At 41.1% G+C, this 26642-nt stretch carries 33 protein-coding genes; 8 read left to right on the forward strand and 25 right to left on the reverse strand.

The annotated features are described in order from the left end of the window. The 18 genes from spoVAC to NSQ17_RS11000 all read right to left on the reverse strand — a co-directional run bounded on the left by spoVAC (position 1) and on the right by NSQ17_RS11000 (position 13101). Positions 1–453, reverse strand: a complete 453-nt coding sequence (spoVAC, locus tag NSQ17_RS10915) for a stage V sporulation protein AC (protein WP_024718929.1) — start codon at positions 451–453, stop codon at positions 1–3. Between the two features lie 20 nt (positions 454–473). Further along, positions 474–890 carry a stage V sporulation protein AB gene (locus NSQ17_RS10920; protein WP_024718930.1) on the reverse strand — a complete coding sequence of 139 codons (417 nt, stop codon included), beginning with the start codon at positions 888–890 and terminating at the stop codon, positions 474–476. Continuing rightward, positions 880–1500 carry a stage V sporulation protein AA gene (locus NSQ17_RS10925; protein ID WP_342467431.1) on the reverse strand — a complete coding sequence of 207 codons (621 nt, stop codon included), beginning with the start codon at positions 1498–1500 and terminating at the stop codon, positions 880–882. The genes NSQ17_RS10920 and NSQ17_RS10925 overlap by 11 nt, the downstream gene beginning before the upstream one ends. A gap of 114 nt (positions 1501–1614) precedes the next feature. Further along, complete coding sequence (gene sigF, locus NSQ17_RS10930) at positions 1615–2382, reverse strand: RNA polymerase sporulation sigma factor SigF (protein ID WP_007501051.1); 768 nt, start codon at positions 2380–2382, stop codon at positions 1615–1617. Positions 2383–2394: 12 nt separating this feature from the next. After that, positions 2395–2835, reverse strand: a complete 441-nt coding sequence (gene spoIIAB / locus NSQ17_RS10935) for an anti-sigma F factor (protein WP_007501052.1) — start codon at positions 2833–2835, stop codon at positions 2395–2397. Next, complete coding sequence (spoIIAA, locus tag NSQ17_RS10940; protein WP_008344431.1) at positions 2832–3185, reverse strand: anti-sigma F factor antagonist; 354 nt, start codon at positions 3183–3185, stop codon at positions 2832–2834. The genes spoIIAB and spoIIAA overlap by 4 nt, the downstream gene beginning before the upstream one ends. 157 nt (positions 3186–3342) lie before the next feature. Next, complete coding sequence (locus NSQ17_RS10945) at positions 3343–4530, reverse strand: D-alanyl-D-alanine carboxypeptidase family protein (protein WP_178930309.1); 1188 nt, start codon at positions 4528–4530, stop codon at positions 3343–3345. A gap of 125 nt (positions 4531–4655) precedes the next feature. Continuing rightward, positions 4656–5468: a purine-nucleoside phosphorylase gene (locus NSQ17_RS10950; protein ID WP_019743098.1), complete on the reverse strand. Its 813-nt coding sequence runs from the start codon at positions 5466–5468 to the stop codon at positions 4656–4658. Positions 5469–5479: 11 nt separating this feature from the next. Next, positions 5480–6664: a phosphopentomutase gene (gene deoB / locus NSQ17_RS10955; protein WP_025207568.1), complete on the reverse strand. Its 1185-nt coding sequence runs from the start codon at positions 6662–6664 to the stop codon at positions 5480–5482. 153 nt (positions 6665–6817) lie between these two features. Next, positions 6818–7708 (reverse strand): site-specific tyrosine recombinase XerD, encoded by an 891-nt coding sequence (gene xerD / locus NSQ17_RS10960; protein WP_007501057.1) that lies wholly within the window; start codon positions 7706–7708, stop codon positions 6818–6820. A 6-nt stretch (positions 7709–7714) separates the two neighbouring features. Further along, a complete protein-coding gene (locus tag NSQ17_RS10965) occupies positions 7715–7942 on the reverse strand; it encodes a YqzK family protein (protein WP_024718934.1) in 228 nt (75 codons plus the stop codon). 117 nt (positions 7943–8059) lie between these two features. After that, positions 8060–8512, reverse strand: coding sequence for a ferric iron uptake transcriptional regulator (gene fur, locus NSQ17_RS10970; RefSeq protein WP_003215577.1), 453 nt, complete (start codon positions 8510–8512; stop codon positions 8060–8062). A 121-nt stretch (positions 8513–8633) separates the two neighbouring features. Continuing rightward, positions 8634–9278, reverse strand: coding sequence for a stage II sporulation protein M (spoIIM, locus tag NSQ17_RS10975; RefSeq protein WP_017367532.1), 645 nt, complete (start codon positions 9276–9278; stop codon positions 8634–8636). 116 nt (positions 9279–9394) lie between these two features. Beyond that, positions 9395–10525, reverse strand: coding sequence for a S8 family peptidase (locus tag NSQ17_RS10980; RefSeq protein WP_024718936.1), 1131 nt, complete (start codon positions 10523–10525; stop codon positions 9395–9397). 111 nt (positions 10526–10636) lie between these two features. Further along, positions 10637–10858 carry a hypothetical protein gene (locus NSQ17_RS10985; RefSeq protein WP_217967018.1) on the reverse strand — a complete coding sequence of 74 codons (222 nt, stop codon included), beginning with the start codon at positions 10856–10858 and terminating at the stop codon, positions 10637–10639. A 68-nt stretch (positions 10859–10926) separates the two neighbouring features. After that, complete coding sequence (locus NSQ17_RS10990) at positions 10927–11379, reverse strand: GNAT family N-acetyltransferase (RefSeq protein WP_041091980.1); 453 nt, start codon at positions 11377–11379, stop codon at positions 10927–10929. Continuing rightward, positions 11366–12547, reverse strand: coding sequence for a TIGR00375 family protein (locus NSQ17_RS10995; RefSeq protein ID WP_135009210.1), 1182 nt, complete (start codon positions 12545–12547; stop codon positions 11366–11368). The genes NSQ17_RS10990 and NSQ17_RS10995 overlap by 14 nt, the downstream gene beginning before the upstream one ends. Further along, entirely contained in the window at positions 12544–13101 is a 558-nt protein-coding gene (locus NSQ17_RS11000; RefSeq protein WP_024718940.1) for an NUDIX hydrolase, read from the reverse strand. The genes NSQ17_RS10995 and NSQ17_RS11000 overlap by 4 nt, the downstream gene beginning before the upstream one ends. Before the next feature lie 168 nt (positions 13102–13269). Here NSQ17_RS11000 and NSQ17_RS11005 point away from each other — a divergent pair, with 168 nt between their 5' ends. Further along, positions 13270–14196 (forward strand): aldo/keto reductase, encoded by a 927-nt coding sequence (locus NSQ17_RS11005; RefSeq protein ID WP_008343842.1) that lies wholly within the window; start codon positions 13270–13272, stop codon positions 14194–14196. Between the two features lie 174 nt (positions 14197–14370). Here the strand turns inward: NSQ17_RS11005 and NSQ17_RS11010 are convergent, their stop codons facing one another. Further along, positions 14371–14595, reverse strand: coding sequence for a YqkE family protein (locus NSQ17_RS11010; RefSeq protein WP_008343840.1), 225 nt, complete (start codon positions 14593–14595; stop codon positions 14371–14373). 119 nt (positions 14596–14714) lie between these two features. Here NSQ17_RS11010 and NSQ17_RS11015 point away from each other — a divergent pair, with 119 nt between their 5' ends. Next, on the forward strand, positions 14715–15644 hold the full coding sequence (locus NSQ17_RS11015; protein WP_268431868.1) for an alpha/beta fold hydrolase: 930 nt from the start codon (positions 14715–14717) through the stop codon (positions 15642–15644). Positions 15645–15668: 24 nt separating this feature from the next. Here the strand turns inward: NSQ17_RS11015 and NSQ17_RS11020 are convergent, their stop codons facing one another. The 3 genes from NSQ17_RS11020 to NSQ17_RS11030 form a co-directional block, all read right to left on the reverse strand. Next, positions 15669–16931: a tetratricopeptide repeat protein gene (locus tag NSQ17_RS11020; RefSeq protein ID WP_025207573.1), complete on the reverse strand. Its 1263-nt coding sequence runs from the start codon at positions 16929–16931 to the stop codon at positions 15669–15671. Positions 16932–17231: 300 nt separating this feature from the next. Beyond that, the gene (locus NSQ17_RS11025) at positions 17232–17471 is read right to left on the reverse strand and encodes a YqkC family protein (RefSeq protein ID WP_008343836.1); all 240 of its coding nucleotides are present in this window, start codon (positions 17469–17471) and stop codon (positions 17232–17234) included. 12 nt (positions 17472–17483) lie between these two features. Further along, the gene (locus NSQ17_RS11030; protein WP_039165847.1) at positions 17484–17810 is read right to left on the reverse strand and encodes an iron-sulfur cluster biosynthesis family protein; all 327 of its coding nucleotides are present in this window, start codon (positions 17808–17810) and stop codon (positions 17484–17486) included. 212 nt (positions 17811–18022) lie between these two features. Between NSQ17_RS11030 and NSQ17_RS11035 the strand changes: the two genes are divergently transcribed. Further along, the gene (locus tag NSQ17_RS11035) at positions 18023–18730 is read left to right on the forward strand and encodes an expansin EXLX1 family cellulose-binding protein (RefSeq protein WP_282745233.1); all 708 of its coding nucleotides are present in this window, start codon (positions 18023–18025) and stop codon (positions 18728–18730) included. A gap of 17 nt (positions 18731–18747) precedes the next feature. Here NSQ17_RS11035 and NSQ17_RS11040 read toward each other — a convergent pair whose 3' ends face one another. Both NSQ17_RS11040 and NSQ17_RS11045 read right to left on the reverse strand, forming a co-directional pair. Beyond that, positions 18748–19722 carry a GNAT family N-acetyltransferase gene (locus NSQ17_RS11040; protein ID WP_342467432.1) on the reverse strand — a complete coding sequence of 325 codons (975 nt, stop codon included), beginning with the start codon at positions 19720–19722 and terminating at the stop codon, positions 18748–18750. Next, positions 19719–20198, reverse strand: a complete 480-nt coding sequence (locus NSQ17_RS11045) for a GNAT family N-acetyltransferase (protein ID WP_007501073.1) — start codon at positions 20196–20198, stop codon at positions 19719–19721. Before NSQ17_RS11045 ends, NSQ17_RS11040 begins: the two co-directional genes overlap by 4 nt. A 282-nt stretch (positions 20199–20480) precedes the next feature. Here NSQ17_RS11045 and NSQ17_RS11050 point away from each other — a divergent pair, with 282 nt between their 5' ends. The 4 genes from NSQ17_RS11050 to NSQ17_RS11065 all read left to right on the forward strand — a co-directional run bounded on the left by NSQ17_RS11050 (position 20481) and on the right by NSQ17_RS11065 (position 24131). Further along, positions 20481–20930: a YfmQ family protein gene (locus NSQ17_RS11050; protein WP_024718948.1), complete on the forward strand. Its 450-nt coding sequence runs from the start codon at positions 20481–20483 to the stop codon at positions 20928–20930. Positions 20931–21071: 141 nt separating this feature from the next. Beyond that, positions 21072–22304 carry a DNA polymerase IV gene (locus NSQ17_RS11055; protein ID WP_024718949.1) on the forward strand — a complete coding sequence of 411 codons (1233 nt, stop codon included), beginning with the start codon at positions 21072–21074 and terminating at the stop codon, positions 22302–22304. Positions 22305–22319: 15 nt separating this feature from the next. After that, positions 22320–22664, forward strand: coding sequence for a YolD-like family protein (locus NSQ17_RS11060; RefSeq protein WP_017367544.1), 345 nt, complete (start codon positions 22320–22322; stop codon positions 22662–22664). Between the two features lie 231 nt (positions 22665–22895). Continuing rightward, positions 22896–24131 (forward strand): MFS transporter, encoded by a 1236-nt coding sequence (locus NSQ17_RS11065; protein WP_008343828.1) that lies wholly within the window; start codon positions 22896–22898, stop codon positions 24129–24131. Between the two features lie 29 nt (positions 24132–24160). Here the strand turns inward: NSQ17_RS11065 and coaA are convergent, their stop codons facing one another. Beyond that, positions 24161–25120, reverse strand: coding sequence for a type I pantothenate kinase (coaA, locus tag NSQ17_RS11070; RefSeq protein WP_008342294.1), 960 nt, complete (start codon positions 25118–25120; stop codon positions 24161–24163). A 188-nt stretch (positions 25121–25308) separates the two neighbouring features. On the opposite strand from coaA, the gene NSQ17_RS11075 reads away from it, so the two are divergent. Further along, entirely contained in the window at positions 25309–26637 is a 1329-nt protein-coding gene (locus NSQ17_RS11075; RefSeq protein WP_342467433.1) for a CoA-disulfide reductase, read from the forward strand. The last annotated feature ends 5 nt before the right edge of the window (positions 26638–26642 follow it).

Raw genomic sequence — 26642 nt, forward strand, 5'->3', positions numbered from 1 at the left:
CTACGAAAACATCTTTTCCAAGACGTATCGAATAATCCCTACGACATATGCCGAGACGACACCAAACACAATGACATTCCCAGCCAGTTTAAACATGTTGGTCGCTACACCTAACACAAGCCCTTCACTTTTATGCTCAAGAGCCGCACTTGTCATGCTATTTGCAAATCCTGTCACTGGGACAGCTGATCCCGCTCCAGCAAACTGGCCGATTTTATCGTAAATACCAATACCAGTTAAAATAGAAGAAATTAAAATAAGGGTCGCCACCGTTGGATTCCCTGCTGTCTTCTCATTAAAATCAAAAAAAGTAATATAGAAATTTTGCAATCCCTCGCCTATCGCACAAATCAAACCGCCGACAAGAAAAGCCTTGATGCAGTTCAGTACATAAGGAGGTTTCGGCTGATACGTTTTCACTTTAGATGGATAGTTCTCTTTTAAACTTGACACGTGTTGTTCCCTCCACATTTTTAAATATAAATAAGCCAATGAAATAGCGAGCCAAACACCTTTCCTAAGACGATGGCCATGAGCAGTAGCACAATTTTCCCGTCCATTCCAATTCTTTTCGTTAAGATAGGAAGTACATTTAACACTTCAGTGAGTGCGGCAGCAAGCATGCCGACAAAAATGCCAGATAAAAGACCGATCGGTAGCGCCAGCCATTTGGATAAATGCAAATGGACTTGACTTAAAGTAGCCCAGCCGCCAACGATCGCTCCACTTATCACGGCAGCCTCATATCCTTGAATAAAACGCTGCGTTTTCGTTAATTGCATTAATCGAGGGATAATACCAAGCACTGTGAGAAACGCCACAAATCCTGCCCCTACCGTTAAACCGCCGCCGAGCCCAACAAGCACCACAAAAAGCCATTTACCGATCATGGATATCTTTCAATGTTTCTTTGTTTTCATTGAGTGCGACATAATGATCAAGATCGAGCTGATATTTAAACATTTCCACTTCAAGCGGGCTTGGCTCTTCGTTTAAACGCTTTTTAAACACATGATTGAAAAATAAAATCATGCCAAAACCGAGTCCAAAGCTATATGGAATTTGTAATAAATACGGATGCTCAACCGTGTTTCCAGTAATCATCTCGTAAAGGCGAATATGAACAAGCCGCATACTAACATCCTCATGAAAATTCATGATGGCAAGGGCCGCTCCGACAAATAAGAGGAGCCATACAAACACGAATAATACGGGGGACAGCTGGCGTTTGCCTGTGTCTATTTCAACAATGGCTTCTGAGCCTCCGACCGTTTGAATGTCGATGTCAGGCCATGTTTTTTTGATCGTTTTGACCACATGCATGATATCTAACACAACGATGTGACGATCCTTTTTGCTGACATGGTATATCGGCATTTTTCTCAGCTTTTGCACAGCACTGTCATCTCCAGTGATTTGAGCGATATCCTCTAAATAAATAAGCTGATCATTACCAGTCTTAATCCGATGGCGCAGCCGAATAAAGATTTGTCCGTCCATCCAAGTCACTTCCTATACGATGGGTTAAAAATAGTATGTGGTGAAAAATGGTTCTCATACTGAAAGAACTTGATTTACCGGTAATTACCACACAAAAAAAGCCAGCCGAATTGGCTAGCTGTCTTTTTGATCCATTTGCATTTGAATTTGTTTTAAAATTTTCTTTTCAAGCCGTGAGACTTGCACTTGGGAAATTCCGAGTCTTTCTGCTACTTCTGATTGTGTTTGGTCTTTATAATACCTTAAATAGACAATCAGTTTCTCCCGCTCTTCTAATTCTTTAATCGCCTCTTTTAGCGCAATTTTATCAAACCATCTTTCTTCTGAATGATCGGCAATTTGATCGAGCAACGTAATCGGATCGCCGTCATTTTCATACACGGTTTCATGAATAGATGATGGTGAGCGGACCGCTTCTTGAGCAAGAACGACATCCTCAGGAGTGATGTCCAGATATTCAGCGATTTCCTGAACAGTCGGCATTCTGCCATGAGATTTAGACAATTCGTCCCTTGCCCGCCTGATTTTATTTCCAAGTTCCTTTAATGACCTGCTGACTTTGACGGTTCCATCATCACGAATGAAACGCTGAATTTCACCAATGATCATTGGAACGGCATAGGTCGAAAACTTCACATCATAAGACAAATCAAATTTATCAACAGATTTCAGCAGGCCAATACAGCCTATTTGGAACAGATCATCTGGTTCATATCCTCTATTTAAAAAGCGCTGAACAACGGACCAAACAAGACGCATGTTTTTTTCTACGAGGAGGTCTCTTGCTTGTTGATCTCCGTCTTGGCTTTTTTTGATGAGCTGTTTCACTTCATCATTAGACAGCTGTGCTTTTTTTGCTTGCTTTTTTACCTCCACATCCATATGAGCAGCTCCTTAATTACAAAGCGCTTTGCTTTTTGATAGATGCTTTGTTAAGCGGATTGTTGTGCCCATTTCTGGAGATGAGTCCACCATGACATCATCCATAAAGTTCTCCATGATCGTAAAACCCATCCCGGAGCGCTCTAAGTCTGGTTTCGTCGTAAAAAGCGGCTGCCTTGCTTCCTCAAGATCTGAAATGCCCATGCCTTCGTCTCGAATCGTCAGATACACAATATGGTCATCCAGCGTAACGCTAATGTGCACCTTGCCGTCTGGATTCCCGTCATACCCGTGAATGATCGAGTTCGTGACCGCCTCTGATACAACGGTTTTGATTTCTGTTAGCTCATCTAATGTTGGATCGAGCTGAGCGATGAATGCTGCCACCGTTACTCTCGCAAAGGATTCGTTTTGACTTAAAGCAGAAAAAGTCAGATTCATTTCATTTGTCATGATGCCACCCCCAATGTTTGCAGCGCAGTTTGCTCTGAAGGCTCCATACGAATAATTTTAAACAAGCCGGACATATCAAATAAACGGTTCACCGCTGGCGAGATCGCACAGACGACCATTTCACCGCCAAGTTGTTTAATTTCTTTGTATCTTCCTAAAATCACTCCGAGCCCAGAGCTGTCCATAAACGATAAATCAGCTAAATTCAGCACGATGTGGCGAATGTCCTCTGTTTCCAAATAATTCGTCACCTTTTGTCTCAATGTCTCTGCGGAGTGATGATCAAGCTCCCCTGTCAACCGAATGCAAAGTACGCTCTCTTTTATTTGAAAATCAATACCAAGGCTCATCTTTTCTTCCTCCTTGCTCTATTTTCGGATAAAGAATGTTTCTCTTTCTTCACATGCAAATCCTTCACCATGACAAAACTAGTGATCATTCGTCACATTTAGATGTTCTTTTCGTTCATAGCAAAAAAGACTGCCAATTGCAGCAGTCTTTCACCTTTTACTTCCATTTAACAAATTCGGCCATAGCCCGTTTGAAGAACGTCCAAACACCGGCTTTTTCCATATCTTCTTTCGCTTCAACAGGACTTTCATGAAGCACTTTTCCATCTTTTTTCAAGATGATGGTGCCAAGTTTCGTTCCTTTTGAAAATGGGGCTGTGACATCTTGAGTTAATTTAATTTCTTTTTTGATCTGATCGACATTTTCGCCTTTTTTCGTTAGAAGAGAAATCGGTTCTGACGTGACAAGCTGAATTTTTTTCTTTTTCCCTTTGCTCACTTTGATCTCTGCTACATCTTGACCACGCTTGTACAGAGGATGCGTTGTATATTGACTAAAGGCGTAATCCAGCATTTTGACGACTTGGGCGTTTCTGTCTTTTGGTGTACTTGCGCCGAATACAACAGCAATCACGCGCATGTTGCCTTTTTTAGCGGATGCAGTTAGACAGTATTTCGCCTCGCCTGTAAACCCTGTTTTCACCCCATCCACACCTGGATAAAATTTAATGAGACGGTTTGTATTCACAAGCCAGAATTTTTTATCCGTGTTCTGACGAAGATAGTCTTCGTATACACCTGTGAACTTGGTGATCTCTTCATATTTCAACAGCTCTTTCGCCATTTTTGCCATATCATGAGCCGTGCTGTAATGATCTTTTTCAGGAAGTCCTGTTGGATTTTGAAAGACCGTCGAGGTGAGCCCAAGCTCTTTTGCCTTTTTGTTCATTTGCTCAACAAACTGTTCTTCAGATCCAGCAATATGTTCTGCCATGGCAACTGAAGCATCGTTTCCTGACGCAATCGCAATGCCTTTTAGCATGTCTTTAACCGTCATTTCTTCTCCCGGTTCAAGGAAAATTTGTGAGCCTCCCATAGATGCTGCATGATCGCTCGTTCTTACTTTATCAGTCATTTTTAATTTCCCTTGATCCATCGCTTCCATGATGAGAAGCATCGTCATGATTTTGGTCATACTTGCAGGGGCAAGCTTTTCATCACTGTTTTTGTTGTAAAGCACTTTTCCCGTGTCACGTTCCATTAAAATTGCTGATTTGGCTTCATGCGCCAATTCTAATGTTTGTTTTTCTCCTGGCTTTTCAATCTTTTCTTTTGCCATCGCTGATGGTGAAACCATTGAGATAAGGATCATTAAAATAAACAATGCACATATATGACGTTTCAAGTGGCAGACCTCCATTATCGTAATCCTTTCTATTTTTTCCTCATAAAGGCTGTTTTATTCAGAGATCGTTTGATTGCCATAAAAAAAAGCCCTCTGTTTATGAACAGAAGGCTTTTTCACACGATCTATGAGAGTTGTTTGACAACTTCTTTCACTAAATCAAGGAAACTTGCTTTCACTTTTTCCGTCACTTCGATCACTTCATCATGAGAAAGCGGCTGATCTAAAATACCTGAAGCCGCATTAGAGATGCATGAAATACCAAGTACTTTTATGCCTGCATGACGTGCCACAATCACTTCTGGCACAGTCGACATACCGACTGCATCAGCGCCAAGCGTTCTGAGGAAACGAACCTCTGCCGGTGTTTCATATGAAGGGCCTGTCATTCCTGCATAAACCCCTTGCTGCACAGATATGCCTAAATGTTTAGCCGTTTTCTCTGCAAGTGCCAACAAATCTTTATCATATGGTGCAGACATATCAGGGAAACGAACCCCTTGACTGTCGTTTGGTCCAATTAACGGATTGGTTCCCATCATATTGATATGATCTGTAATCAACATAAGATCGCCAGGATGGAAGGACGTATTCACACCGCCCGCTGCATTTGTCACAATACATGTCTCAATGCCGATTTCTTTCATCACACGGACAGGAAATGTCACCTGCTTCATATCATACCCTTCATAGTAATGGAAACGTCCTTGCATGGCACAAACGACCGTGCCTTTCAGCGTTCCAATGACGAGCTGGCCTGCATGCCCTTCTACTGTTGAAACAGGGAATCCAGGAATATCTTCATATTTCAATTTGATTGGATTTTCAATCTCATCGGCTAAAATGCCAAGACCTGAACCTAAAATCAATCCAACTGTTGGTACATATGTCGATGCTTGTTTAATATATGCCGCCGCTTCTGAAAACTGTGCTCCCACGTGATTTCCCCCTATTTGAGTTTAGATAAAAAGCTTGTGCCGTATTTTGGCAGCGTTGATTTAAAATTATCTGCTACCGTTGCCCCAAGATCAGCAAATGTTTTCGCTGTTGGCAGCTCATTCGCTTCTTGATGCTTTTTGCTGTAAGCAATAAGCGGAACGTATTCTCTTGTATGATCTGTTCCGTGATGAACCGGGTCATTTCCGTGATCTGCTGTGATCACAAGCAGATCATCCTCTTTTAATAGATCAAACACTTCAGGTAGACGTGCGTCAAATTCCTCTAGTGCCTTACCGTAGCCTTCTGGATCTCTTCTATGTCCATAAAGCGCATCAAAGTCGACAAGATTTAAGAAGCTCAGCCCAGTAAAGTCTGTTTTCAGCGTCTCCACTAGCTTGTCCATCCCATCCATGTTGGATTTCGTTCTGAGTGAAGAGGTGATTCCTTCACCATCATAAATATCAGAGATTTTTCCGATCGCAATGACATCAAGTCCATCATCTTTCAATTCATTCATGACGGTACGGTCGAATGGTTTTAATGCATAGTCATGACGATTTGGTGTTCTAACAAATGCCCCCGGCTCCCCGACAAATGGACGAGCGATGATGCGCCCTACCATATATTTTTCATCTAAAGTCAGTTCACGTGCGATTTCGCAAATGCGGTAAAGTTCGTCTAATGGCACAACTTCTTCGTGTGCAGCAATTTGCAGCACAGAATCTGCTGAAGTATAAACGATTAAATCGCCTGTTTTCATGTGCTCTTCGCCAAGCTCATCCAGAATTTCTGTACCAGACGCTGGTTTATTTCCAATGATGCCACGCCCTGTTTTTTCTTTTAATTCATTTAACAGTTCATCTGGAAAGCCGTCTGGAAAGACTTTAAATGGTGTGTCGATGTAAAGACCCATGATTTCCCAATGCCCTGTCATTGTGTCTTTCCCGTTGGATGCTTCTTGCATTTTCCCATAATACGCAAGCGGTTTTTCGTCCGCTGGAATTCCTTTAATTTCTTTAATATGACTTAGCCCAAGCTTCGCCATATTCGGCATATGAAGCCCGTTCATTTTTTCAGCAATATGTCCAAGTGTATCTGCACCTACATCATTAAAATCAGCAGCATCAGGTGCTTCCCCGATTCCTACTGAATCCATCACAATGAGGAAAATACGTTTATACTGATAATCAGGCATAAAAAAGCGCCTCCTTCAATATTCTTGTCCTTTCACCTTTCACAACTGGAGAGGTCAGACATCTCAAGTATAAACCGTTTTCAAGTCAATTGACAACCATAAACGGTCCAAACATAAAAAAGCATGATACACGTTCACCGTGCCATGCTTTACTTATGCCCTTGGATGGAATTTGTGATACACGTCTTTTAATCTTGTTTTTGTGACATGTGTGTAAATTTGTGTAGTAGAAATATCGGCATGTCCGAGCATTTCCTGTACGGCTCTAAGATCCGCACCGTTTTCAAGCAAATGTGTCGCAAATGAATGTCTGAGCGTATGAGGCGTCAATTCTTTTTGAATACCTGCTTCTATGGCTCGTTTCTTTAAGTTCTTCCAAAAGCCCTGCCGCGACATTTTTTTTCCGTGATGATTCAGAAATAAAGCATCGGCCGGCTGTTTTTTGAGCAGCTTGTTTCTGCCTTTTTCTATATACACTTCAATCGCACTTGCAGCAGCTTCACCAATAGGCACGATTCGCTCTTTTCTTCCTTTTCCAAAACAGCGGATAAACCCCATGGTCAGATGCACATCTGCAAGAGTCAAATCAAGCATTTCACTTACGCGAATACCTGTTGCATATAAAAGTTCGAGCATGGCTTTGTCACGGTAGTCAAATGGTGTTTGCTGCTTAGGTGTATCGAGCAGCTTTTCTACCTCATCTAATGATAGAACTTTCGGTAATTTCCGCTCTGTTTTTTGTGATTCAATGTTCCATGACGGGTCATCTGTTGTCACTTTTTCACGGAGCAAAAATTGATGAAAGGAGCGTATCGATGATAGATGACGGACGGACGTTTTACTCGATTTCCCCTCGTCTTTTAACTGTTTTAAATAATGAATAATATGAAGGCGTGTGACGTCTTTTACATCTGTCAATTGTTCATGCGTCATTAAAAAAGACAAATAGTTCTGTAAATCTCTTTTATAAGAGACAATGGTATTTTCAGAGAGTCCTCTCTCTACTGTCATAAAATGAATAAAGTCGGATAATTGATCCTTCAATGGTTTCTACTCCCCGTTTTGATAAAAATAAATCAATCGATCCTGCCACCTGTCTTGTTTCGGCTGATCCATTTCCATCACTTTTATCGCTGCACCTTCTGGTTTATCATAACGATGATAGCTTTCATATTCTGAATTTATCCATATCATAGCATAATAGAACAGGACGGTAAAACCAGTGAACAAGATAAATACTTTCATTACTTCACCTGTTGTTTTGAGCCATTTTCGCATGTTCTTCATGTCCTTTCTCGTGTTCTCATTACTTCAGCATATGCCAGGTGGGACAAGGAATATACAGCGAACATGCAAAAAACCTTTTCATTTTGAATGAAAAGGTTCCAATTCGGATTATTTGCCGGATTCATCATCATGACACCGGTGGCAAATACCATGGAATGTCAATCTATGATCCTTAATTTTAAATTTCCAGTCGCGTTCAATAATTTCTTCAACATCTTCTAATAAATCATCTTCTATCTCATCGACTGTTCCGCATTCCATACAGACAAGATGGTGATGGAAGTGAGCGGCTCCTTCTTTGCGAAGATCATATCGCGAAACGCCGTCTCCAAAGTTAATTTTATCAACAACTTTCAGTTCAGTAAGCAATTCTAACGTCCGATAAACAGTAGCAAGACCAATTTCAGGAGACTTCTCTTTTACGAGGAGGTATACATCTTCTGCACTTAAATGGTCTTCTTCATTCTCAAGCAGTACTCTTACTGTTGCTTCACGCTGTGGCGTGAGCTTATAGCTGGAAGAATGAAGCTGTTTCTTAATTCGATCAATCCGATTTTCCATTGACTTTCCCTCCTACGCCACATTACTTGATCATTATATCAAATGATGTGCAGAGAGCCAACTATAATCATTTTAAATTGATAAATAAATTGATTATTATTTAATAACGATTATAAAATCATCAAAACAGAACACCTGCCAGCTTTTTCATCAGCATGAATGATAAGTATGATTCAAAAAAGGACGAAAGAGCAGCGAGGGTTAAAATCATCAGTAGAACAGAAGCATACCGGCCAAACCAATGGATTGGCGCTTGACTGATGGTTTTTTTCATAAAAAGCTGACCAATTAAACGAATGGAGAACGCAATCGCACAAGTTCCGATCACTAAATACGCAGGAATGAGCAAGATATTTTGAGGAAGCACCGAGACAAAAGAAAGAAAAAAACCGCTAAGCCCCATTTGATTGACCAAAAAACCGACAGTAAACCCAACTACAATCCCTTTTAGAAAGATCATAAGAAAAATAAGCGGCAGGCCAATGATGGAAATTCCGAGTATCCACATGAGGCCCAAATATTTCATATGATGCAAAAAGCTTTGCAAAAACATTTCTTTTGATTCTGCTGCTTTCTCATTCGTCAGTTGACCAAAAAATTGATTTAAATAGTAGAATAAATCCTCTTTCTGACTCATTGTCATACTATTGACGATAATGGCTCCAAAAATGACGCCCATTAAAAATAGTACAGAAACAAACAAATAAATTGATAAATGATCTTTCACGTGCTGAAGAAGATGTTCTTTCCAAGACTTTTTCCGCATGCGCCTTCCTCCCAAATAGTAAAGGTTACTAGATTCTATGAGAGAGCAGACGAAACATGACAGTTTTATGAAAAGAAAAAACGAGAAAGCAGCTGCACACTGCTTTCTCGTTTCCTTTATCGTGCAGCTTTTTGTACGTTCACAAGCCCAGCCCCATAATAAAAAGGTTCGCCAAGTTTTGTTGCCGTTTTTGTCAGCCTTTCACGCAATTCATCATTTGTGAGATTCGGATGTTTTGATAGAATGACTGCCGCAGCACCAGCTACATGAGGTGATGCCATAGACGTTCCACTCTTATATCCATATTCGTTATGAGGAATGGTACTTAATGTTGAAACACCTGGTGCTGATACTTCCACTTCCTCCCCAACAGAGGAATCAAAGGCTCTTTGCTTTCGTTGATCCACTGATGCGACTGCCATGACAGAGCTGTATTTGGCCGGGTAATCTATCGTATTAAGTGACCCGTAGCTCCCAGCATTTCCTGCAGATGCGACAATGAGAATCCCGTTGTCATATGCTCGATCGACCGCTTCTTTCAGCGCCTCCGATTCACTTGCTCCCCCCATACTAATATTGATGACATCCATCTCATTCTCAATCGCCCATTCAATGCCTTTAATGATCCAGCTATAGTAGCCGTCACCATTTTCATCTGCCACTTTCACCGCATAGATCGAAGCTTTTGGTGCCACACCAACGACGCCTACCTTATTATCTAATGCTGCGATCGTGCCTGCAACGTGGGTTCCGTGTTCATGCGGGTCAACGAGCGGATCGGACTCTGTTGGAACAAAGCTGACACCACCAGTTACATGTAAATCTTCATGCTTGCCGTCAATTCCACTGTCAAGAACAGCTACTTTGACATTCTGTCCGGCATATCCTCGTTTATGTACCTTTTGTGCTTTAATGCTTTTGATACCATAAGGGACGCTTTGACCGCTTGTTTTTGCTTTTTGGTCTTCCTCAATAAAAGTAACTTCTTTTGCTTGATGTAGTTTTTCTTTTGATGCTTCGTTCAACGAAACTTTCATCATATCTATTTTATCTATTGATTCTTTCACATGACCGCCAGCTTTTTCAACAAGCTGTTTTTGTGTTTTGTCTTGAACGGAAGAAGAAAAACCGATCATATACTCTTTTTTTGCTTGATCCTTTGCAGATACATCTGATGCGCCGAATGTCATCGATGCCAGCAGCATACTTGCCATACAAAGCCCTGCTCCAAATGATTTGACCTTCACGATACCCACTCTCCCTTTCATTTCTTTTTGTCATTTAACTACATTTTTAGACAAAAAGAAACGACCGTTTGTCCTATTTTTTAAAATTTTTCCAATTATTTGATCTACTTGTCACAAAAAAGCAAAATAAAAATGCTTATGATCCTGTTCATAGCGATCATAAGCATTCCTATCTTTATGTTTTTTCATCATATGCTGCAAGGCTTCTTGTTTTGTTTTTGTCTTTCTTTCGTGTGTACTAAAATGCGGTATATTTCCTCTCGATTGTTCTGGAGTTCGACTGTGCTGCCTTTGAAGGTGTTCTCTCTTTTTCTTTGCTTTGCTTTTTCCCATTTCGCAAAACCCCTTTCGTTGTCGTTATGATACATGAAAGAACCTAAAAAAGATAGACGTATACACGCCTATCTTTCTATTCTCATCATATCAAGATGCGGAATTCCATCCTCATCATAACAATCTGAGACAGCTTCGAAGCCAAACGATTCGTAGAACGATTTCAAATAAGCCTGTGCTTGGATTTTAATCTTTGTTTCGCCTAATTCACTGAGCTTTTTTATCGCCTGATCGAGCAGGATCTTCCCGTAACCTTTTTTTCGGCCGGTCTTCGTCACAAGGACACGGCCAATGGATGCCTCTTTGTACATGATCCCGCTTTGGAAAATGCGGCAATAAGCCACAATCGTGCCGTTCTCTTTGGCGATTACATGCAGCGCCTCTTGATCACGATGATCAATTTCAGGATAAGGACATGTTTGTTCTACAACAAACACATTCACTCTTTCCATTAAAATCAGGTAAAGGTCTTCTTTAGACAGTTGTTCAAATGTGTGACATGTCCATTTAAGTTGATTCATGATTGATATCCACCTTACCGTAGACCCCGCCTCCTCCAGCGATCAGTCCAACTTCACCTCTTCTTGCTTTGATGATGTAATCGGCTGTTTTCTCAGGCAGGACCGCTTTTAATTCTTGTTCTGTTGCTTGATGAAGAATATTCATCTCTGTATGAAAGACAGCTTTTAACTTTTCTAACGTTTTGGCTCCAACACCCGGAATAAATTGAAGGGGAAGCTGGTGAACATAAGGAGGCCTTATTCCTTTGTCACTTTCTTGGTCAGCAAGCTCCTTTAACCGCTCACTCACCCCTTTTGTCATTCGGGTATGGCCGCATGCTTGGCACTTTTCTTGCTCCTGACTGTCAGGTCTTACCCCGCATTTCTCACAGGTCGTATGATAATACTTTCCGAGCCGCGGAGCGAGCCCATAATTTCCAGTGATGTTTCTGCCATCTTTTCCTTGAAGCGCTAGCTCGAATTCAGCAAAGGAGGCATGATCCATTCGGATCTTAGTATATTCCCGCGCAATTTTCCCTAAAGAATGGGCATCTGAATTTGTTAAAAAAGGATAGCGGTTTAGCTCACTTAGCTGGGAGGCCATAGACGTATCACAGCTAAGGCCAAGCTCAACAGCATCAATGAGTTCTGGATCGAATACTTCGGTTAAAGACGTATTGACCCCTTTGCCATATAAACTTTTATGCGGCGTAAAAATATGGGCAGGAATAAATAATCCCCCTAGTTCCTTCACCTTATGCTGAAGCGTTCTCCCATCCACATATAACCGCTGTGAACTCAAATGCACATTTTTCATATGAAGAGAAAGCCATGCGGAAAACTCAGACATTTTACGAAGCGTGGGCATAAAGGCAAGCACATGAATCGGACCTTTTGATTGGTCATCATTGATTTCTAGCTCACTGCCTAAAAGCAAAACGGTCTTTCCAAATGATAAACCGCCATCGGTTAGTTCAGTGTACGTGCCTTCCTCTACACCTTCTATCAGTTCTTCTAGTACTTCGGGAGATTGTGCATCAATGACACCAATCATCCCCATCCCTTTACTTTGAGACGCTTCAATGAGAATTTGGTCAATGGTCAGTGACCTTGCACCTGTAATTTTGACAGCCCTGCCTGTTCTTGTTCGACCAATATGAATATGGATATCTGCAAAGAATTCCCTCATTTTGTAGACTTAAGTACCTCTTGCAATTGTAAGTATTGAATGGCATAGGCTGTTTTTGCATCATAAATATGCTGTTTTTCGATGAGGTGCAGCGCTTCTTCTAATGAAACTTCCATCACTTCGACAAATTCATCCTCATCCAGCTCTCGTTTCTCTTCAAGCGGGACCAGCTGATCGGCAAGGTAGATATGAACAATTTCATCCGCAAACCCTGGTGATGTATAAAAGGCGGTCAGTTTTTGGAGCGCCTGAGTAGTATAGCCTGTCTCTTCTTCCAATTCTCTCAGTGCTGTATGTGCCGGCTCTTCCCCTTTTTCTAGTTTTCCAGCCGGAATCTCAACGATGGCTCTCTCCAGTGCTTTACGGTATTGCTTGACCAAAATGATTTTATTTTCGTCTGTACGTGCAATGACGGCTACTGCACCTGGATGTTTAATGATTTCGCGTTTGCCTGGTTTTCCGTTCGGCAATTCTACATCTTCAAGAACCAAGTCAATGATTTTTCCGTTATATAATGTTTTTGACGATAATGTTTTTTCTTCAAAGTCCTTCAATTTTGTCAGCTCCTCGTTCTACTTTCACTTTTTACTTCATTCATTTTAACATAGATGTTTTAAGAGAAGCCAAAATGCGGATGCCTGCTTCAATGCGCCTTTTGAAATCACCTAGCTTGAATTCCAGAATTGTTTCACTTAATGTGAAAGGATAGGAGTGTGATTGAATTGAAAAAAAGACGAATTGGCACCTCTGATCTCTTGGTTAGTGAGGCGGCACTAGGATGTATGTCCCTTGGGACTGAAAAAGAAAAAGCGCTCTCTTTATTAGATGAAGCCATTGATCTTGGGATTAACTATTTGGATACAGCTGATTTATATGATTTTGGAACAAATGAGGAAATCGTCGGGGAAGCCATTAAGAACAGACGCCAAGATTTGATTTTGGCCACTAAAGGCGGCAACCGCTTTGAAAAAGGCAAACCTGGCTGGGACTGGGATCCTTCAAAAGCATATATAAAAGAGGCAGTGAAACAAAGCCTGAAACGACTTCAAACAGATTATATTGATTTATATCAATTGCATGGCGGCACAATTGACGATCCAATTGACGAAACCATCGAGGCATTTGAAGAATTGGTTGAAGAAGGTGTCATTCGCTATTACGGCATATCGTCGATCCGTCCGAATGTCATTAAAGAATACGCCAAAAAATCAAATATCGTGAGCGTGATGATGCAATATAGTTTACTCGATCGTCGCCCAGAAGAATGGTTCTCTCTTCTTGAAGAACAAAGCATTAGTGTCGTGGCAAGAGGTCCTTTAGCAAAAGGATTATTAACTGAAAAACCCCTTTCGCAAGCAAGTGCGGCGATTCAAAAGAACGGGTATCTTGAATATTCATTTGAAGAGCTCCAGCAAATCATTCCTTCGTTAAAGAAAGTCGCTTATGACCTATCACTGACAGAGCTGTCCATTCAATACTTGCTCAAGCATTCTGCAGTCAGCTCTGTTGTTTTTGGCGCAAGCTCGGTGAAACAGTTAAAAGAAAATGTGGCAGCGGCAAATGCACGTTCATTAAGCGACCAAGAAGTTAAAGCTTTGTCATATTTCACAAAACAGTCTGTGTATGAGACGCATCGTTTGAATCAATAAAAGACAAATGGAAGAACAGCTTGCCACTTATGTTTTGTTTTAATGTACAACCCTATTGGTGCGATTCTGAAATGAAGTGATACGAGGGAGTCAGACGTGTTTTCTCTCAGCTCATGTAGTATGTATTCATCTCAATGATATAACATAAAAAAGGGAGCACCATAGCTCCCTTTTTTAACTTTTATACTTTCTCCAGTCTAAATGACTTTCATCTAGCAGCTCTGAGAAGCTTTTATTTTTTTCTTTTTCTTTCTGTTGCCGAAGGAGGTCTTGTCGTTTTTGTTCTTCTCTTTTTTCTGTCTCGGCGGCCAGATTCTGCTTCATTTGAAGGAGCTGCTGTTTCACATCATCCTTTATGCCGTCCTTTAGCTTTGCTTGATCTTGATTGGTCTTTTTCACTTTGCCTCTCTCCTTTTGCTTTAGTGTATCATCCGTTTTATTTGCTCAGCAAGAGTCACGCCAAACTCCCAACATGTGGTATGATCTTCATAGAAACCCTTCGGAAAGGAAGAATCAGCTTGAAGAAGAAATGGCTCGCTATACTCGCCTTGGTATTATTTCCACTCGCTGCAATCGGCATTTTTTTTACCAATAAAATGATGTATATACGAAAATTAACGGATGAAGAGCTCATCAAACGAGAATCAGATGAAGGGCACTATCATCACGAGGAGTTTCAACAGCTGCAAAAAGAGAAAGTTTGTATTCCTTCAGCATTTGGTTATGATCTTCATGGCTATTTTGTACCGATCCCTCATACAACACGTACCATCGTTCTTTGTCACGGGGTTACAGTCAGTTTGATCAATTCCGTGAAGTATATGAAATTATTCCAAAAGCTTGGATGGAATGTACTGCTTTATGATCATAGAAGACATGGGATGAGCGGCGGAAAAACAACGAGCTATGGATATTATGAAAAAGAAGATTTGGCTCAAGTCGTCAAGTGGCTGAGAAAAAGGCTTGGGGAAAAAGCAATCATTGGGATACACGGAGAATCGATGGGCGCAGTCACAACTTTATTATATGCTGCAAAACCGGATGCAAACGCCAATTTTTACATCGCTGATTGTCCTTTTGCTTCCTTTGAGGATCAGCTTCTGTATCGATTAAAAACAGATTTTCGTCTTTCAGGACAGTGGATTCTTCCACTAAGTGATCAAGTGTTGAAATGGCGGGACGGATACAGCATTCGGCAAGTTTCTCCACTTGATGTCATCGATCAGGTGAAAGAACCTATCCTTTTTATTCATAGCCTCCATGATGACTATATCCCTTGTGAGCAAAGCGAGCAGTTATACGCACGCAAAAAAGGTGATAAACGGCTATTTATTGCGCAACATGGTGCGCATGCGATGTCTTATAGTGACAATAAGGAAGTCTATGAACAAGAGGTCGAAGCATTTCTGGAAGCATTTCAATTCAATCAAAATGAAAGAGGAGAATGAACAGCCGTTCGTCTCCTCTTTTTGCTAACTTATACGATAGTCACCACTGTTGTATGGTGTCTGCCCGCCAGCTCCATATGGCTCTCTTCCGATTGCTGCTGACTCATGACCGATAACCCTGCAGTTGCTGCCAATAAAAGAACTATCAAACTCATTTTCATATAAATGACCTCCATTTTGAATTTTTGATATGGCTTGAATTTTCCTTTCGTAATACCGGGTAGAAACTTCAAATAATCCAAGCTCATTATAATAATGAGCCGCATCAAGTGCCAGTTCCTCAATATCTGGGTATAAACGCTTGTCCTCCAACAAATCTAATGTATCGTCTATGATTTTTATTTCTGCATCAACGTATAATGCTTTTAAAAACTGAAACTTGCAGATGTAAATTTCATCTTCTAATTCACAGGCTTTCATAATACCTTGTTGATAGAGGGTTAACGACTCTTCTATTTGTTTTTGTTTAAACAGGATTTGGGTCAGCATAAATAGTGGGTCTAGAGAGCGATTCAGATGGGTTAAATTCTCCTTTTCAAACACTTCAAGAGAGTCTTTGAGATAGCGACTTGCTGTAGCAAGATCGTTCATTTGGTAATAGCAGTTACCTAAGTTGAAAAGGGCCGAACCTATGACTCGAGGGTTTCCAATTGAGCGTGCTCGCTTTAGAGCATTTTTAAAGTAGGGCAATGCATGTTCATAGCATTTCAAATCATCATAGTTTGCACCGATGACAAATTCACAGTGGATGATTCTCAGCGTGTACGTTCTGTAGGCAGAGTACGTATCTAACGCTTGCAAAGCATAGTGCATCGAAAAGTGGGTTTGTTTCATGTGGTAGTATATTTCTGCTAATTTAAAATAAAATTCTGCTCTTTCTATATCATCTGATATGAGATTGAGCTTTTTTTCTGCGGAACGGTAATAAGCAATGGCGCTCAAATAGTTTCTCTGTTCAAATTCAAACATCCCTGTAAAAAAATGAACATAATATTCAAGCATATCTGTTAATTTGTTCTGCGAATGTTCAATTGTTTCTAGAAGCTTCTTAATCTCCTCATCATTCGAGGCTTTTTTTGCCGGTTCAAAATATTCAAGCATGACCTTATGTCGAAAATCCATCAGCTGGTAAAAAAGCAGCAAGTTCTGATCTTGCTCCATCTCAAGGATTTCCTGCTCGATCTCGGCCTTTAGCTTCTCTGCTTTCATGACATGAAATCCGCAAATCTGCCTATACCATTCGTTTATTTTGATTCCAACCTGAGGCGATGACAGCTTGAGCTTCAATTCACCTTAGCACCTCCCTCCTCATGTACGATACATGTTGTATTCTATCATATTTCCTCGAATGGAAGAAATATGAAATGTCGTTTTTCGTAAAGTTTTCGGTATCCCGCAATAACCGCTTTCATTGCCGATTTTTCGGCATTTACAGTCTCTATTTTTCTCTTTCTATTTTTCTCATTTTGTCTAAATGTTTGTTAAAAATGACTTTTTATCGTTGAAAAATCTCATTTTTCAAATTAGACAGTTCTCCTGTTTGATGAGATGATGATGGCACAAAAAAAGCCCTCTTCAGCAAAGGGCTTATAACACATCTGTTACGTGTTCCATATTCTCTTTTATCCAACTGACTGCTAATTCAAGCGTTGGAAATTCTTCCGTTTCAAATGTGACTTCATCTTGGAGAAGCCAGACGTCCTTTTTTACTGAATCCATTCCACCGATTGACCAGTGCAAAAGGCTATATGGATGATTATTATTTAAAAACGACACCCACGTTTTATTTTGTGCCGTATTTTGTATCACTTTCAGCTTTTGATCCACTACGTTTCCACCTTACTTTACAAGTATACCCATTCTCGGGCTGAGTATTTGTTGAGGACTTTTCAACATAAGTGTATTGGCTTTTTCATTAAAATCAATCGTCATTTCCTCGTCAAAAAACACCTTTTGTGCTGTGTGTATATATAGTTTTAAATGTTGGCTATTTTTAAGTGGTTCCCATTCACCTGTTCTTTCACTTGTTAACCAAAGCATCGGTACGCCACTCACTGCACAGCCACAACCTTCTGAATCGTAGCGAAGCAGTAATTCCTTCGTTCCGTTTCCTGTTTGCTGTTTTTCTATATACGTTTTAGCCAGTTCTGTGATGTGAATATACATGGCGAACATCCTTTTTAAATTGATGCTTACATTGTAACACATAAAACACCATAAAACATGACACACGACTAAATCCGAAAGTCATACTCTTTGAAATACACGCTCTTCTCACTAGGATTATATCTATCTATTGGCTCTTTCTGCATCCTGTTTTTTAGAATTATACTGATGACGCTATCAATTTTAAAAGAAGAAACAGGAGGTTTTAGATCGTGAAAAAAAGATTATCTCTCTGCTTTATCGGGGCGTTGATATTGATGTTGAGTTTCACTATGCCCAACATGAAAGCGGCATCTATCCTTGATGAAGTACGAGAAAGCTATGCGACTTATACGGGATCTGGTTACTCAGGGGGCGCCGCTTTATTAGATCCTATTCCCTCTGACATGAAAATTACAGCTTTAAATCCCCATGACTATAACTATAAAGGGGTAAATGCGGCACTTGCAGGGGCTTACCTTGAAGTAACGGGGCCAAAAGGAAAAACCGTTGTGTATGTAACCGATAAATATCCAGAAGGAGCAAAAGGAGCTCTTGATCTTTCTCCTAATGCCTTTGCCAAAATTGGCAATATGGAAGATGGGAAAATCCCAATTAGTTGGAAAATTATAAAAGCACCGATTAGCGGAAATGTAGCTTACAGAATAAAAGAAGGTAGCAGTGAGTGGTGGGCTGCGATTCAAGTGCGCAATCATAAATATCCGGTTATGAAAATGGAATATTACAAAGATGGACAATGGGTGAACATGGAAAAGACAGACTACAACCATTTCCTTGGCTTTCATATGGGGTCTACATCTCTTCCTGTTCGAATCACAGATATTCGCGGGGTCATAGTAAAGGATCAATTACCCGCTCTTCCATCTACTGCTGCTTCACAGGCCTATATTGTAAAAGGCAATGTTCAACTTCCTAATTAACGAGATGAAGAGGCAGCTTATTTAAGAGCTTCCTCTCTTCCTTCTTTATCCCAGCGATATGCCTCATTTTCTATTTCTTTTATGATTTCATTCTTTCCCGCCATATAGCTTTGTATATCTTCCGGATACTGCTTTACTAATTGTTCCTTGACAGACGCATACGCTTCAGCTCGTTCTGGGTGGACTCTTAAGTAATCTCGAAACAATAAATGTCTTTTCACATCAGGATGATTTCTTTCATACACATGGACATGATGCGTACGATTCAAGCCACCCTTTTGAAAAAAGCGTCTCCCTTTTATACCATTTTCACCGAGCGCTTCGTATCCAAGGTGTTCAAATCTCTCTTTTTTTCTATCAATCTCTTCTATATCGCTTACTTCTATTAATATATCTATAATTGGTTTGGCAACAAGTCCTGTAACTGACGTGCTGCCTATATGGTATCCTTCTATCCAGCTTTTTTGAATGATTTGCTTGAGTCGCTGCTTTTCTTGACGGAATTCTTCATGCCATTCGTTTTTGAATTCGACAACCTCAACCTTGCGTCGCGGTGTCCATTTCATTTTTGATAGGGTGAGCTCTTTTTCCACATGAATGACATTTGTTTCAAAAAACCCTAATTTTTCATATAGCCTTTTTGCAGGGGTGTTTTCCTGCCCTGTGGTCAGTTCTATCGGAACATTCTTCTCTATGATTGTGGACATAAGTCTTGTTCCAATACCCTGCTTTAGCGCTTTTGGATGCACAGCCAATCGACTAATGATCAAACAATCTTTCAGCTCTTCATAAGAGACTACACCTAATAAGAGATCATGTTGCTCAAAACCAATAAATTGCTCTTTTGCTTTCATGACATCTTGAATGGTCTCTTTTAATGGCGGAAGATCAGCATAGCCAATTTGTTCAGCTTCTTGTTGGTATGCAGCTAGTTGAATATGTAAAATCTGCTTTGCTACATCACTTATTGTGTGATCTAAATAAACAATCATTTCATTGCCTCCAGCTTCTTCACAAATAACACACGGTCTTCATGAATGCCATCGTAATCTGAAAAGACTGAGATGCCATCTACTGTTTTATCTCCCTTTTCTATCTGAAACCCGAGTTTTGTATGGTAAGCAATGGAGACTTTATTGATAGGAGCTGTGACAGCTTTAATTGTTGTTCTTCCTTCCTTTTCAGCCGCTTCATAAAAAGCTTGATAGAGGATTTTACCTATCTTTAATTTACGGTGATCTGGGTGGACGCCAACAAAGTGAATATAGGCTTCATCCGAATGAGATTGCGATAAAAAACCAACCAAAAAGCCGATCAGCTCTCCCTTTTCAACGACAACAAAACTTGTTTGCTGGAAATGTTCAAAAAAGAGCTTTGGCAATTTTGCACGCAAATCTCTGCCTCCCCACCAGCTTTGAATGACGGATGTGACTGCGTAAAAATCTGACGGTTTCACTTGACGTATCATGATGGCCTCGCCCCTTTTTCCATTTTGGCTTTCCTTTGATTCGTTTTTTCTCAAAAATGCGATTGTTTCAATAGTCTACTGTCTGATCAAATGGTTGTAAAGACAGTATGCCTGTCTTTTTTCATATTCACTTGTTGGTTCTTCGTCTTTCAGCCGTCATCTCCTTTTAAATCTTCACACTTATTTCAAAAAGTTCACTTTTTGTGCGAAAGTTTCATTCATTTGTTATGTTAAGATGGTTCATATAGGAAATGGTACAAATGTTTATTGGAGATGATGAGATTGGTTTGGGTTGTTATTTCGCTTGTTGTGTTTAGTCTTTTAAAGCTGCTTGTCACCTCTTTGCCTTCTGGTGTTGTTGAGCGCCTTTTTAGCCGCTACGCCGTACATGCTAAAGTAACAAGTGAGCAAACAAATATTACTTTTCAAGGTCGTTCGCTTGATGAGCAGCGAGCATCTGAAATCATTCAACATTTTAATGATGCGATCTTTATTGAACGCTATTATATTTACCCTGGTGATGAAGAACGCTTTCTTCATCCGAATGAAGGGCCAGCGCCGCTTACTATGCAAACAAAGCATGGGAAACATGATGTCACCCTTTATCTGTTCCATTATGATGACCATGTGGATGTGGTTCGGCAGTTTACACATAAGCCAAAGAAAAAGCTGATGGCTTATCGTCTGCGTTCTGAACCGCTCCAAACATTCCACAACATGGCACATGCCTAACAATCGTTGCAGCAGACGAGACGAAGTGTTCACCACTTCGTCTTTTTTGTATGGACAGCTTTTGAATGATTTACCAGTATGAATTTCACCTCATGTTGTTTACAATAGATACAGAACATACGTTCTAAGAGGTGAAGTACAATGAATGAACGAGCCATTCTGCTTGTGGATATGCAGTCATTTTATGCATCAGTTGAGAAGGTGGAGGCGCCTCATTTGGAGAATGTGCCGCTCATTGTCTCTGGAGATCCAGAACGAAGAAGCGGAGTCGTCCTGGCAGCCTGCCCTCTCGCGAAGAAACGTGGCGTACAAAATGCATCAAGGTTATGGGAAGCACAGGAGAAATGTCCTGAAGCAGTGGTTGTACGTCCACGTATGCAGCGCTATCTCGATGTTTCGGTCATGATTACAGAACTGCTTGAACAATACACAGACCTTGTCGAGCCATATTCCATTGATGAACAGTTTCTTGATATTACAGGCAGTCTTACACTATTCGGCTCTCCACATGAGATCGCTCAACATATACAAACAACGATTATGAATCAGACTGGCATTTACGCACGTGTGGGCATCGGCCCTAATAAAGTGCTCGCTAAAATGGCCTGTGACCATTTTGCCAAAAAAAACACATCCGGCATCTATGAACTGAGTGCAGACCGGGTTGCTGCTGATTTATGGCCGCTTCCAATCGGAAAATTATTTGGCGTCGGCAAACGAATGGAGCATCATTTGAAACGAATGGGCATCAGTACTATTGGCACACTTGCTACTTATCCGTTAGACCGATTAAAAAAACGCTGGGGAATCAATGGTGAGCTTCTGCAGCGAACAGCTTTAGGACACGATCCCTCCCCAGTCACTATTCACACACATGATCAACAAAAAGCCGTTGGGCATCATATGACCCTTCCCCGTGATTACGCATCTTTTGAGGAGATCAAAGTCGCTCTTCTTGAATTGAGTGAGGAAGTCGCTAGGCGGGCACGTTTTAAGCATTATCTCGGTCAAACGGTGTCTGTTGGTGTAAGAGGGGCTGATTTTTCACATCCAACAGGCTTTCATCGACAAATGAAGCTTCATTCACCGACACAGTATGGCTCAGATATTGCAGAGGCAGCGATTCAGCTATGCCAGCAGCACTGGGATGGCCAGCCCATTCGCAGTGTAGGCATTACCCTCTCACAGCTGCAGCCTGACAGCCACTATCAGCTGACTTTATTTGATCATCATTTGAAGAAAGATCAACTCAGCAAAGTATTTGATGAAATCCATCTGAAATATGGACCTGCGGCATTATTGCATGCTTCGTCACTGACAAGCGCAGGGCAGGCATATCACCGCGCCGAAAAAATTGGCGGGCATTACAAATAACGGAGGCGAACAAGCATGAATCCCAATAAATTAACACCTGGATACAACATCATGTGGGAATCAAGCCGAATGATGCTACCAGAGCACAGAGAGCAACTACTTGCTCAAAAACGAAAGAAAAAAGAATATACACCTCTACCGCTCAGCTCCGATCAACTAGAGGAAATGAATGTTTTGATCACACAGTCGATTACCGAGGATCAAGCGATTTGCGTGACATATGTCTCATCAGGCATGAAAGCACAGTTTTGGGGCTGGGTGAAAGCCATTCATTATGAAACACGCCAAATGAAAATCGTGAATGACGAAGATGTTCTAAACCTTTCCTTACATCAAATTATTGCCATCGATCTCAATTGATTTTCGCAAAACGAAAACATGATCATTGAAAAACACGCTTCGTTTTTCTGAAAAAATTATGACCCATCAAGGCTTAAAACCTTGAAAACGAGGCATATGCTCTTCGAATGAACGGAACGGTTCAAGCTTCTCTGTCATTTGACGGATGACTCCTCCATCAAATTGTGTATTTAATTTGCACAATTTTTCATGTATGATTGGAACATCTTACAAACTCAGGGGAGACACAGCATGAAAAATAACTTACGCACTTTACATCCACTTAGTTGGACGATCATCATCGGCACGATATTTGGCCGAATGGCGACATCCATGAGCATTCCCTTTTTAGCCGTTTATTTGACACAAGTCAAAGGCGCCTCAGCCTCTTCAGCTGGATTGATCATTGCCGTCAGCTCTCTTATTGGGATTGTTGCGAGTTTTTACGGCGGCTATGTTTCCGACCGAATCGGCAGAAAAAAGGTCATGCTTTTATCCATCTTTGGCTGGACACTTGTCTTTGTTGGCTTCGCATTTGCAGATGCCATTTGGGTCTTCTTTTTTATGAATGCTTTAAATGGACTGTGCCGGGCGCTGTTTGAACCAACGTCTAAAGCACTCTTATCCGATGTCACCCCATCGAGCATTCGGTTGTTTGTCTTTAACTTACGGTATACGGCCATTAATATTGGTGTCATTTTCGGCCCGCTGCTTGGCTTATATCTCGGATCATCAAAAACGACTTTTCCATTTCTCGTCGCTGCCCTCATTTACTTGTTGTACGGGTTAACGCTGGCATGGCAATTTCAAAAGCATCCAGTGGCTGCTCCAGAAAGCACCAAACAAATCGGCGTCAAAAAAGCTCTTTCCATTATTCAGAAAGATACGGTCTTTAGCATCATCCTCATTGGCGTTACTTTATGTTCATTTGGCTATTCACACCTAAGCTCAACACTGCCTCAATATTTATCGGCATCCCCTATGATTGAGGATGGCCCTAAACTGTTTGGGTATCTTTTATCCTTAAACGCAGTGGTTGTCATTGTCGTTCAGTACCCGCTGATTATGATCGCTAAGCGCTATTCAACGATTTTGTCATTAACGACTGGGAACGTGCTTCTAGCAGGCAGTTTGTTTGCCATTGCTTTTTCACAAAGTCTCGGTACGCTTGCTTTCATCATTGTCGTGTTTACGATTGGTGAAGTGCTGCTCTTTGCGATGATGGATCTGTTTGTAGACAATATTGCAAAACCTGAAGTGAAAGGATCATACTTCGGCGCAATGGGGTTTTCTCAGCTCGGTAGCGTCGTCGGACCGTTTGTCGGAGGATTGTGTATTGACTTATTTGGCGCAGCCCATCCCCTTTCTATTTTTTCAGTCTTGGCGATTGTCACCGCTGCAGGCGTTCCGTTTTTACTCATCGGATACTATCGCCTAAAAAAACGAACAGCGGCTGCCGTGGCTGTGAAAGTAAGTGGAGGTCATTAAAAAAACCGCTCTCAATTGAGCGGTTTTCTTTATACCCTGCGGATGGCGATCTCTTCCACCTTATGCTGATCGCCTTTTTTTAAAATCAAATCGGCTCTATATTTTGTCGGCAAAATATTTTCATATAAATTAGGCCGGTTCACTGTATTCCAAATCGTGCTTGCCATCTGATCTGCTTCTTCATCCGTCAAATCTTTGTATTGATGAAAGAAGGATTCAGGGTCTTGGAAGGCTGTTTCCCGCAGCAAACGGAACCGTTCTTTATACCAGCATTGAATTTGCGTCTCAGCGGCATCTACATAAATCGAAAAATCGAAGTAATCTGATACAAACACGCGCGGCTCATCCTTCAGATCATCCAGTGCCGGTGATTGCAACACATTGATCCCTTCAATGATGACAATATCTGCATCTTCTACTGTTTCATACACCCCTTCAAGACGGTCATAGGTCAGATGTGAATATACAGGTGCATGCACAGTTTGTTTCCCTGATTTTAATTCATTTAAAAACGAAAGTAGCGCTTTAACATCATAGCTTTCCGGGAAGCCTTTCTTTTCCATCAGCCCCCGATCTTTTAACTCTTTTTGAGGATACAAAAAGCCGTCCGTTGTTACGAGACTCACCTTCAGCCCATCTCCAAGCCTTGATAAAAGTGTTTCAATAATACGTGCTGTCGTGCTTTTTCCGACGGCCACACTTCCTGCAATCCCAATTAAAAAAGGGATTTTCGCATGATGCGGGTAGTTTAAAAAAGCATTGACATGCTGATTTTTTTGTTTTTCTGCAAAGACATGTAATGTCAGAAACCGAATAAGCGGTATGTAAATATCTCGCACTTCTTCTAGCGATAAGTAGTCGTTTAATCCTTGAAGTGCTCTCACTTCTTCTTCTGAAACAGATACCGGCATATATTCTCCAAGAGCGGCCCATGCCTCTCTCGTATGGCGTGTATATAGTGTATTAAAATCTAGTCGTTCGTCACCCAAAGTCTTTCCCACCAATCTAAACTAAACTCATAACCAAAAAGACGATAATCCGATTGTAGCTTAAAATGAAGGCGCTGTCTTTATTTTTCAACGAAAGTTTGCTTCTTTTGCGAAAAAAAAGCATTAAATAAAGGAAAATGAGGGTAAATAAGAGTATTCAGTTTGATAGATAGAAGGGAGCACACCAAATGAAATATGTGATGATTGGCGGAGATGCAGCAGGAATGAGCTGCGCTATGCAAATATATAGAGAGGATCCAGACGCACAAATTGTAGCTTTTGAAAAAGGAGAGATTTTCTCATATGGACAGTGCGGGCTCCCCTACTTGATCGGCGGTCTCATTGATCATCACAGAAAACTCATCGCACGTAGCGCTGACACTTTTCGTGACAAATACGGAATTGATGCCAGATGCTTACACGAAGTGACCTCAATTGACCCGGAGCAAAAAACAGTATCGGGTATTCATTCTAAAACAAAAGAGCCCTTTACAGAAACGTATGACCGTCTGTTAATTGCGACAGGAGCAAGCCCCGTCACACTTGATCTAGACAGTCATTCATTAGAAGGTGTCCACGTATTAAAAACAATCCCGCATGCGCTGTCTATTTTAGACAATCTAAAAAAAGACGTCACACATATCACGATCATCGGCGGAGGATATATCGGCTTAGAAATGGCAGAAAATTTAAAAGGGCTAGGCAAAGACGTTCATATCATTCAGCGGGGTGCAACACTTGGCCCAGGCTTTGATCCCGATATGGCAAAATATCTGAAAGAAGAAGCGGACAATCAAAGCATTCAAGTAGTACTTGGTGAAGCAGTGCAAAAGTTAAAGGGCAAAACACATGTAACAGCTGTTCAAACAGACAAACAGACCATTGAAACAGATATGGCCATCATTGCCGTTGGCGTCACTCCGCAAACATCCTTTTTAGACAGCACAGGAATTCAGCGACTTCAAAATGGTGCAGTTGTTGTGAATGAATACATGCAGACGAATGTACAAGATATCTATGCGGCTGGTGACTGCGCAGCGACCTACCACCGTATCAAAAAGGAACTGGACTATATTCCGCTCGGCACGACAGCAAATAAACAAGGAAGAATCGCAGGTTTTCATATGACAGGAACAAACCGTGCGTTTCACGGCGTAACCGGCACAGCGGTGATGAAATTTATGGACGTGACAGCAGGGCGAACGGGTTTATCAGAGAAAGAAGCAAAAGACGCGGGCCTTCCTTTCTCCACCATCACCATCGACAGCACTGACCACGCTGGATATTACCCAGATCCAGAGAAAATAAAAGTGAAACTGATTTACAGAAGCGATGATCACACCTTGCTTGGCGCACAAATCATCGGTAAAGAAGGTGTTGATAAACGAATTGATGTCATGGCAACTGCTCTTTATCAAGGGCTGACTGTGACAGACCTTGAAGATTTAGATATTAGCTATGCCCCTCCTTTTAACAGTGTATGGGATCCACTTCAGCAAGCGGCAAGACGAATATAGAAAAA

Origin of the sequence: Bacillus sp. FSL W8-0629, assembly GCF_038593225.1 — a bacterium.
Taxonomy (GTDB): domain Bacteria; phylum Bacillota; class Bacilli; order Bacillales; family Bacillaceae; genus Bacillus; species Bacillus altitudinis.

Excerpts from the sequence above, each read along its gene's own strand:
- deoB (WP_025207568.1), bottom strand. The coding sequence starts at position 6,664 with ATGCCTGATTATCAGTATAAACGTATTTTCCTCATTGTGATGGATTCA.
- NSQ17_RS10985 (WP_217967018.1), bottom strand. The coding sequence starts at position 10,858 with ATGGGAAAAAGCAAAGCAAAGAAAAAGAGAGAACACCTTCAAAGGCAG.
- NSQ17_RS10990 (WP_041091980.1), bottom strand. The coding sequence starts at position 11,379 with ATGAATCAACTTAAATGGACATGTCACACATTTGAACAACTGTCTAAA.
- spoIIM (WP_017367532.1), bottom strand. The coding sequence starts at position 9,278 with ATGCGGAAAAAGTCTTGGAAAGAACATCTTCTTCAGCACGTGAAAGAT.
- NSQ17_RS11045 (WP_007501073.1), bottom strand. The coding sequence starts at position 20,198 with ATGATACGTCAAGTGAAACCGTCAGATTTTTACGCAGTCACATCCGTC.
- NSQ17_RS11030 (WP_039165847.1), bottom strand. The coding sequence starts at position 17,810 with ATGTATATTCACATCACAGAACTGGCTAAAACGTATATAGAAAAACAG.
- NSQ17_RS11075 (WP_342467433.1), top strand. The coding sequence starts at position 25,309 with ATGAAATATGTGATGATTGGCGGAGATGCAGCAGGAATGAGCTGCGCT.
- NSQ17_RS11065 (WP_008343828.1), top strand. The coding sequence starts at position 22,896 with ATGAAAAATAACTTACGCACTTTACATCCACTTAGTTGGACGATCATC.
- NSQ17_RS11055 (WP_024718949.1), top strand. The coding sequence starts at position 21,072 with ATGAATGAACGAGCCATTCTGCTTGTGGATATGCAGTCATTTTATGCA.
- spoIIAA (WP_008344431.1), bottom strand. The coding sequence starts at position 3,185 with ATGAGCCTTGGTATTGATTTTCAAATAAAAGAGAGCGTACTTTGCATT.
- NSQ17_RS10925 (WP_342467431.1), bottom strand. The coding sequence starts at position 1,500 with ATGGACGGACAAATCTTTATTCGGCTGCGCCATCGGATTAAGACTGGT.
- NSQ17_RS10965 (WP_024718934.1), bottom strand. The coding sequence starts at position 7,942 with ATGCGAAAATGGCTCAAAACAACAGGTGAAGTAATGAAAGTATTTATC.
- NSQ17_RS11040 (WP_342467432.1), bottom strand. The coding sequence starts at position 19,722 with ATGATTGTTTATTTAGATCACACAATAAGTGATGTAGCAAAGCAGATT.
- NSQ17_RS10920 (WP_024718930.1), bottom strand. The coding sequence starts at position 890 with ATGATCGGTAAATGGCTTTTTGTGGTGCTTGTTGGGCTCGGCGGCGGT.
- NSQ17_RS10995 (WP_135009210.1), bottom strand. The coding sequence starts at position 12,547 with ATGAGGGAATTCTTTGCAGATATCCATATTCATATTGGTCGAACAAGA.
- fur (WP_003215577.1), bottom strand. The coding sequence starts at position 8,512 with ATGGAAAATCGGATTGATCGAATTAAGAAACAGCTTCATTCTTCCAGC.
- NSQ17_RS11060 (WP_017367544.1), top strand. The coding sequence starts at position 22,320 with ATGAATCCCAATAAATTAACACCTGGATACAACATCATGTGGGAATCA.
- sigF (WP_007501051.1), bottom strand. The coding sequence starts at position 2,382 with ATGGATGTGGAGGTAAAAAAGCAAGCAAAAAAAGCACAGCTGTCTAAT.
- spoIIAB (WP_007501052.1), bottom strand. The coding sequence starts at position 2,835 with ATGACAAATGAAATGAATCTGACTTTTTCTGCTTTAAGTCAAAACGAA.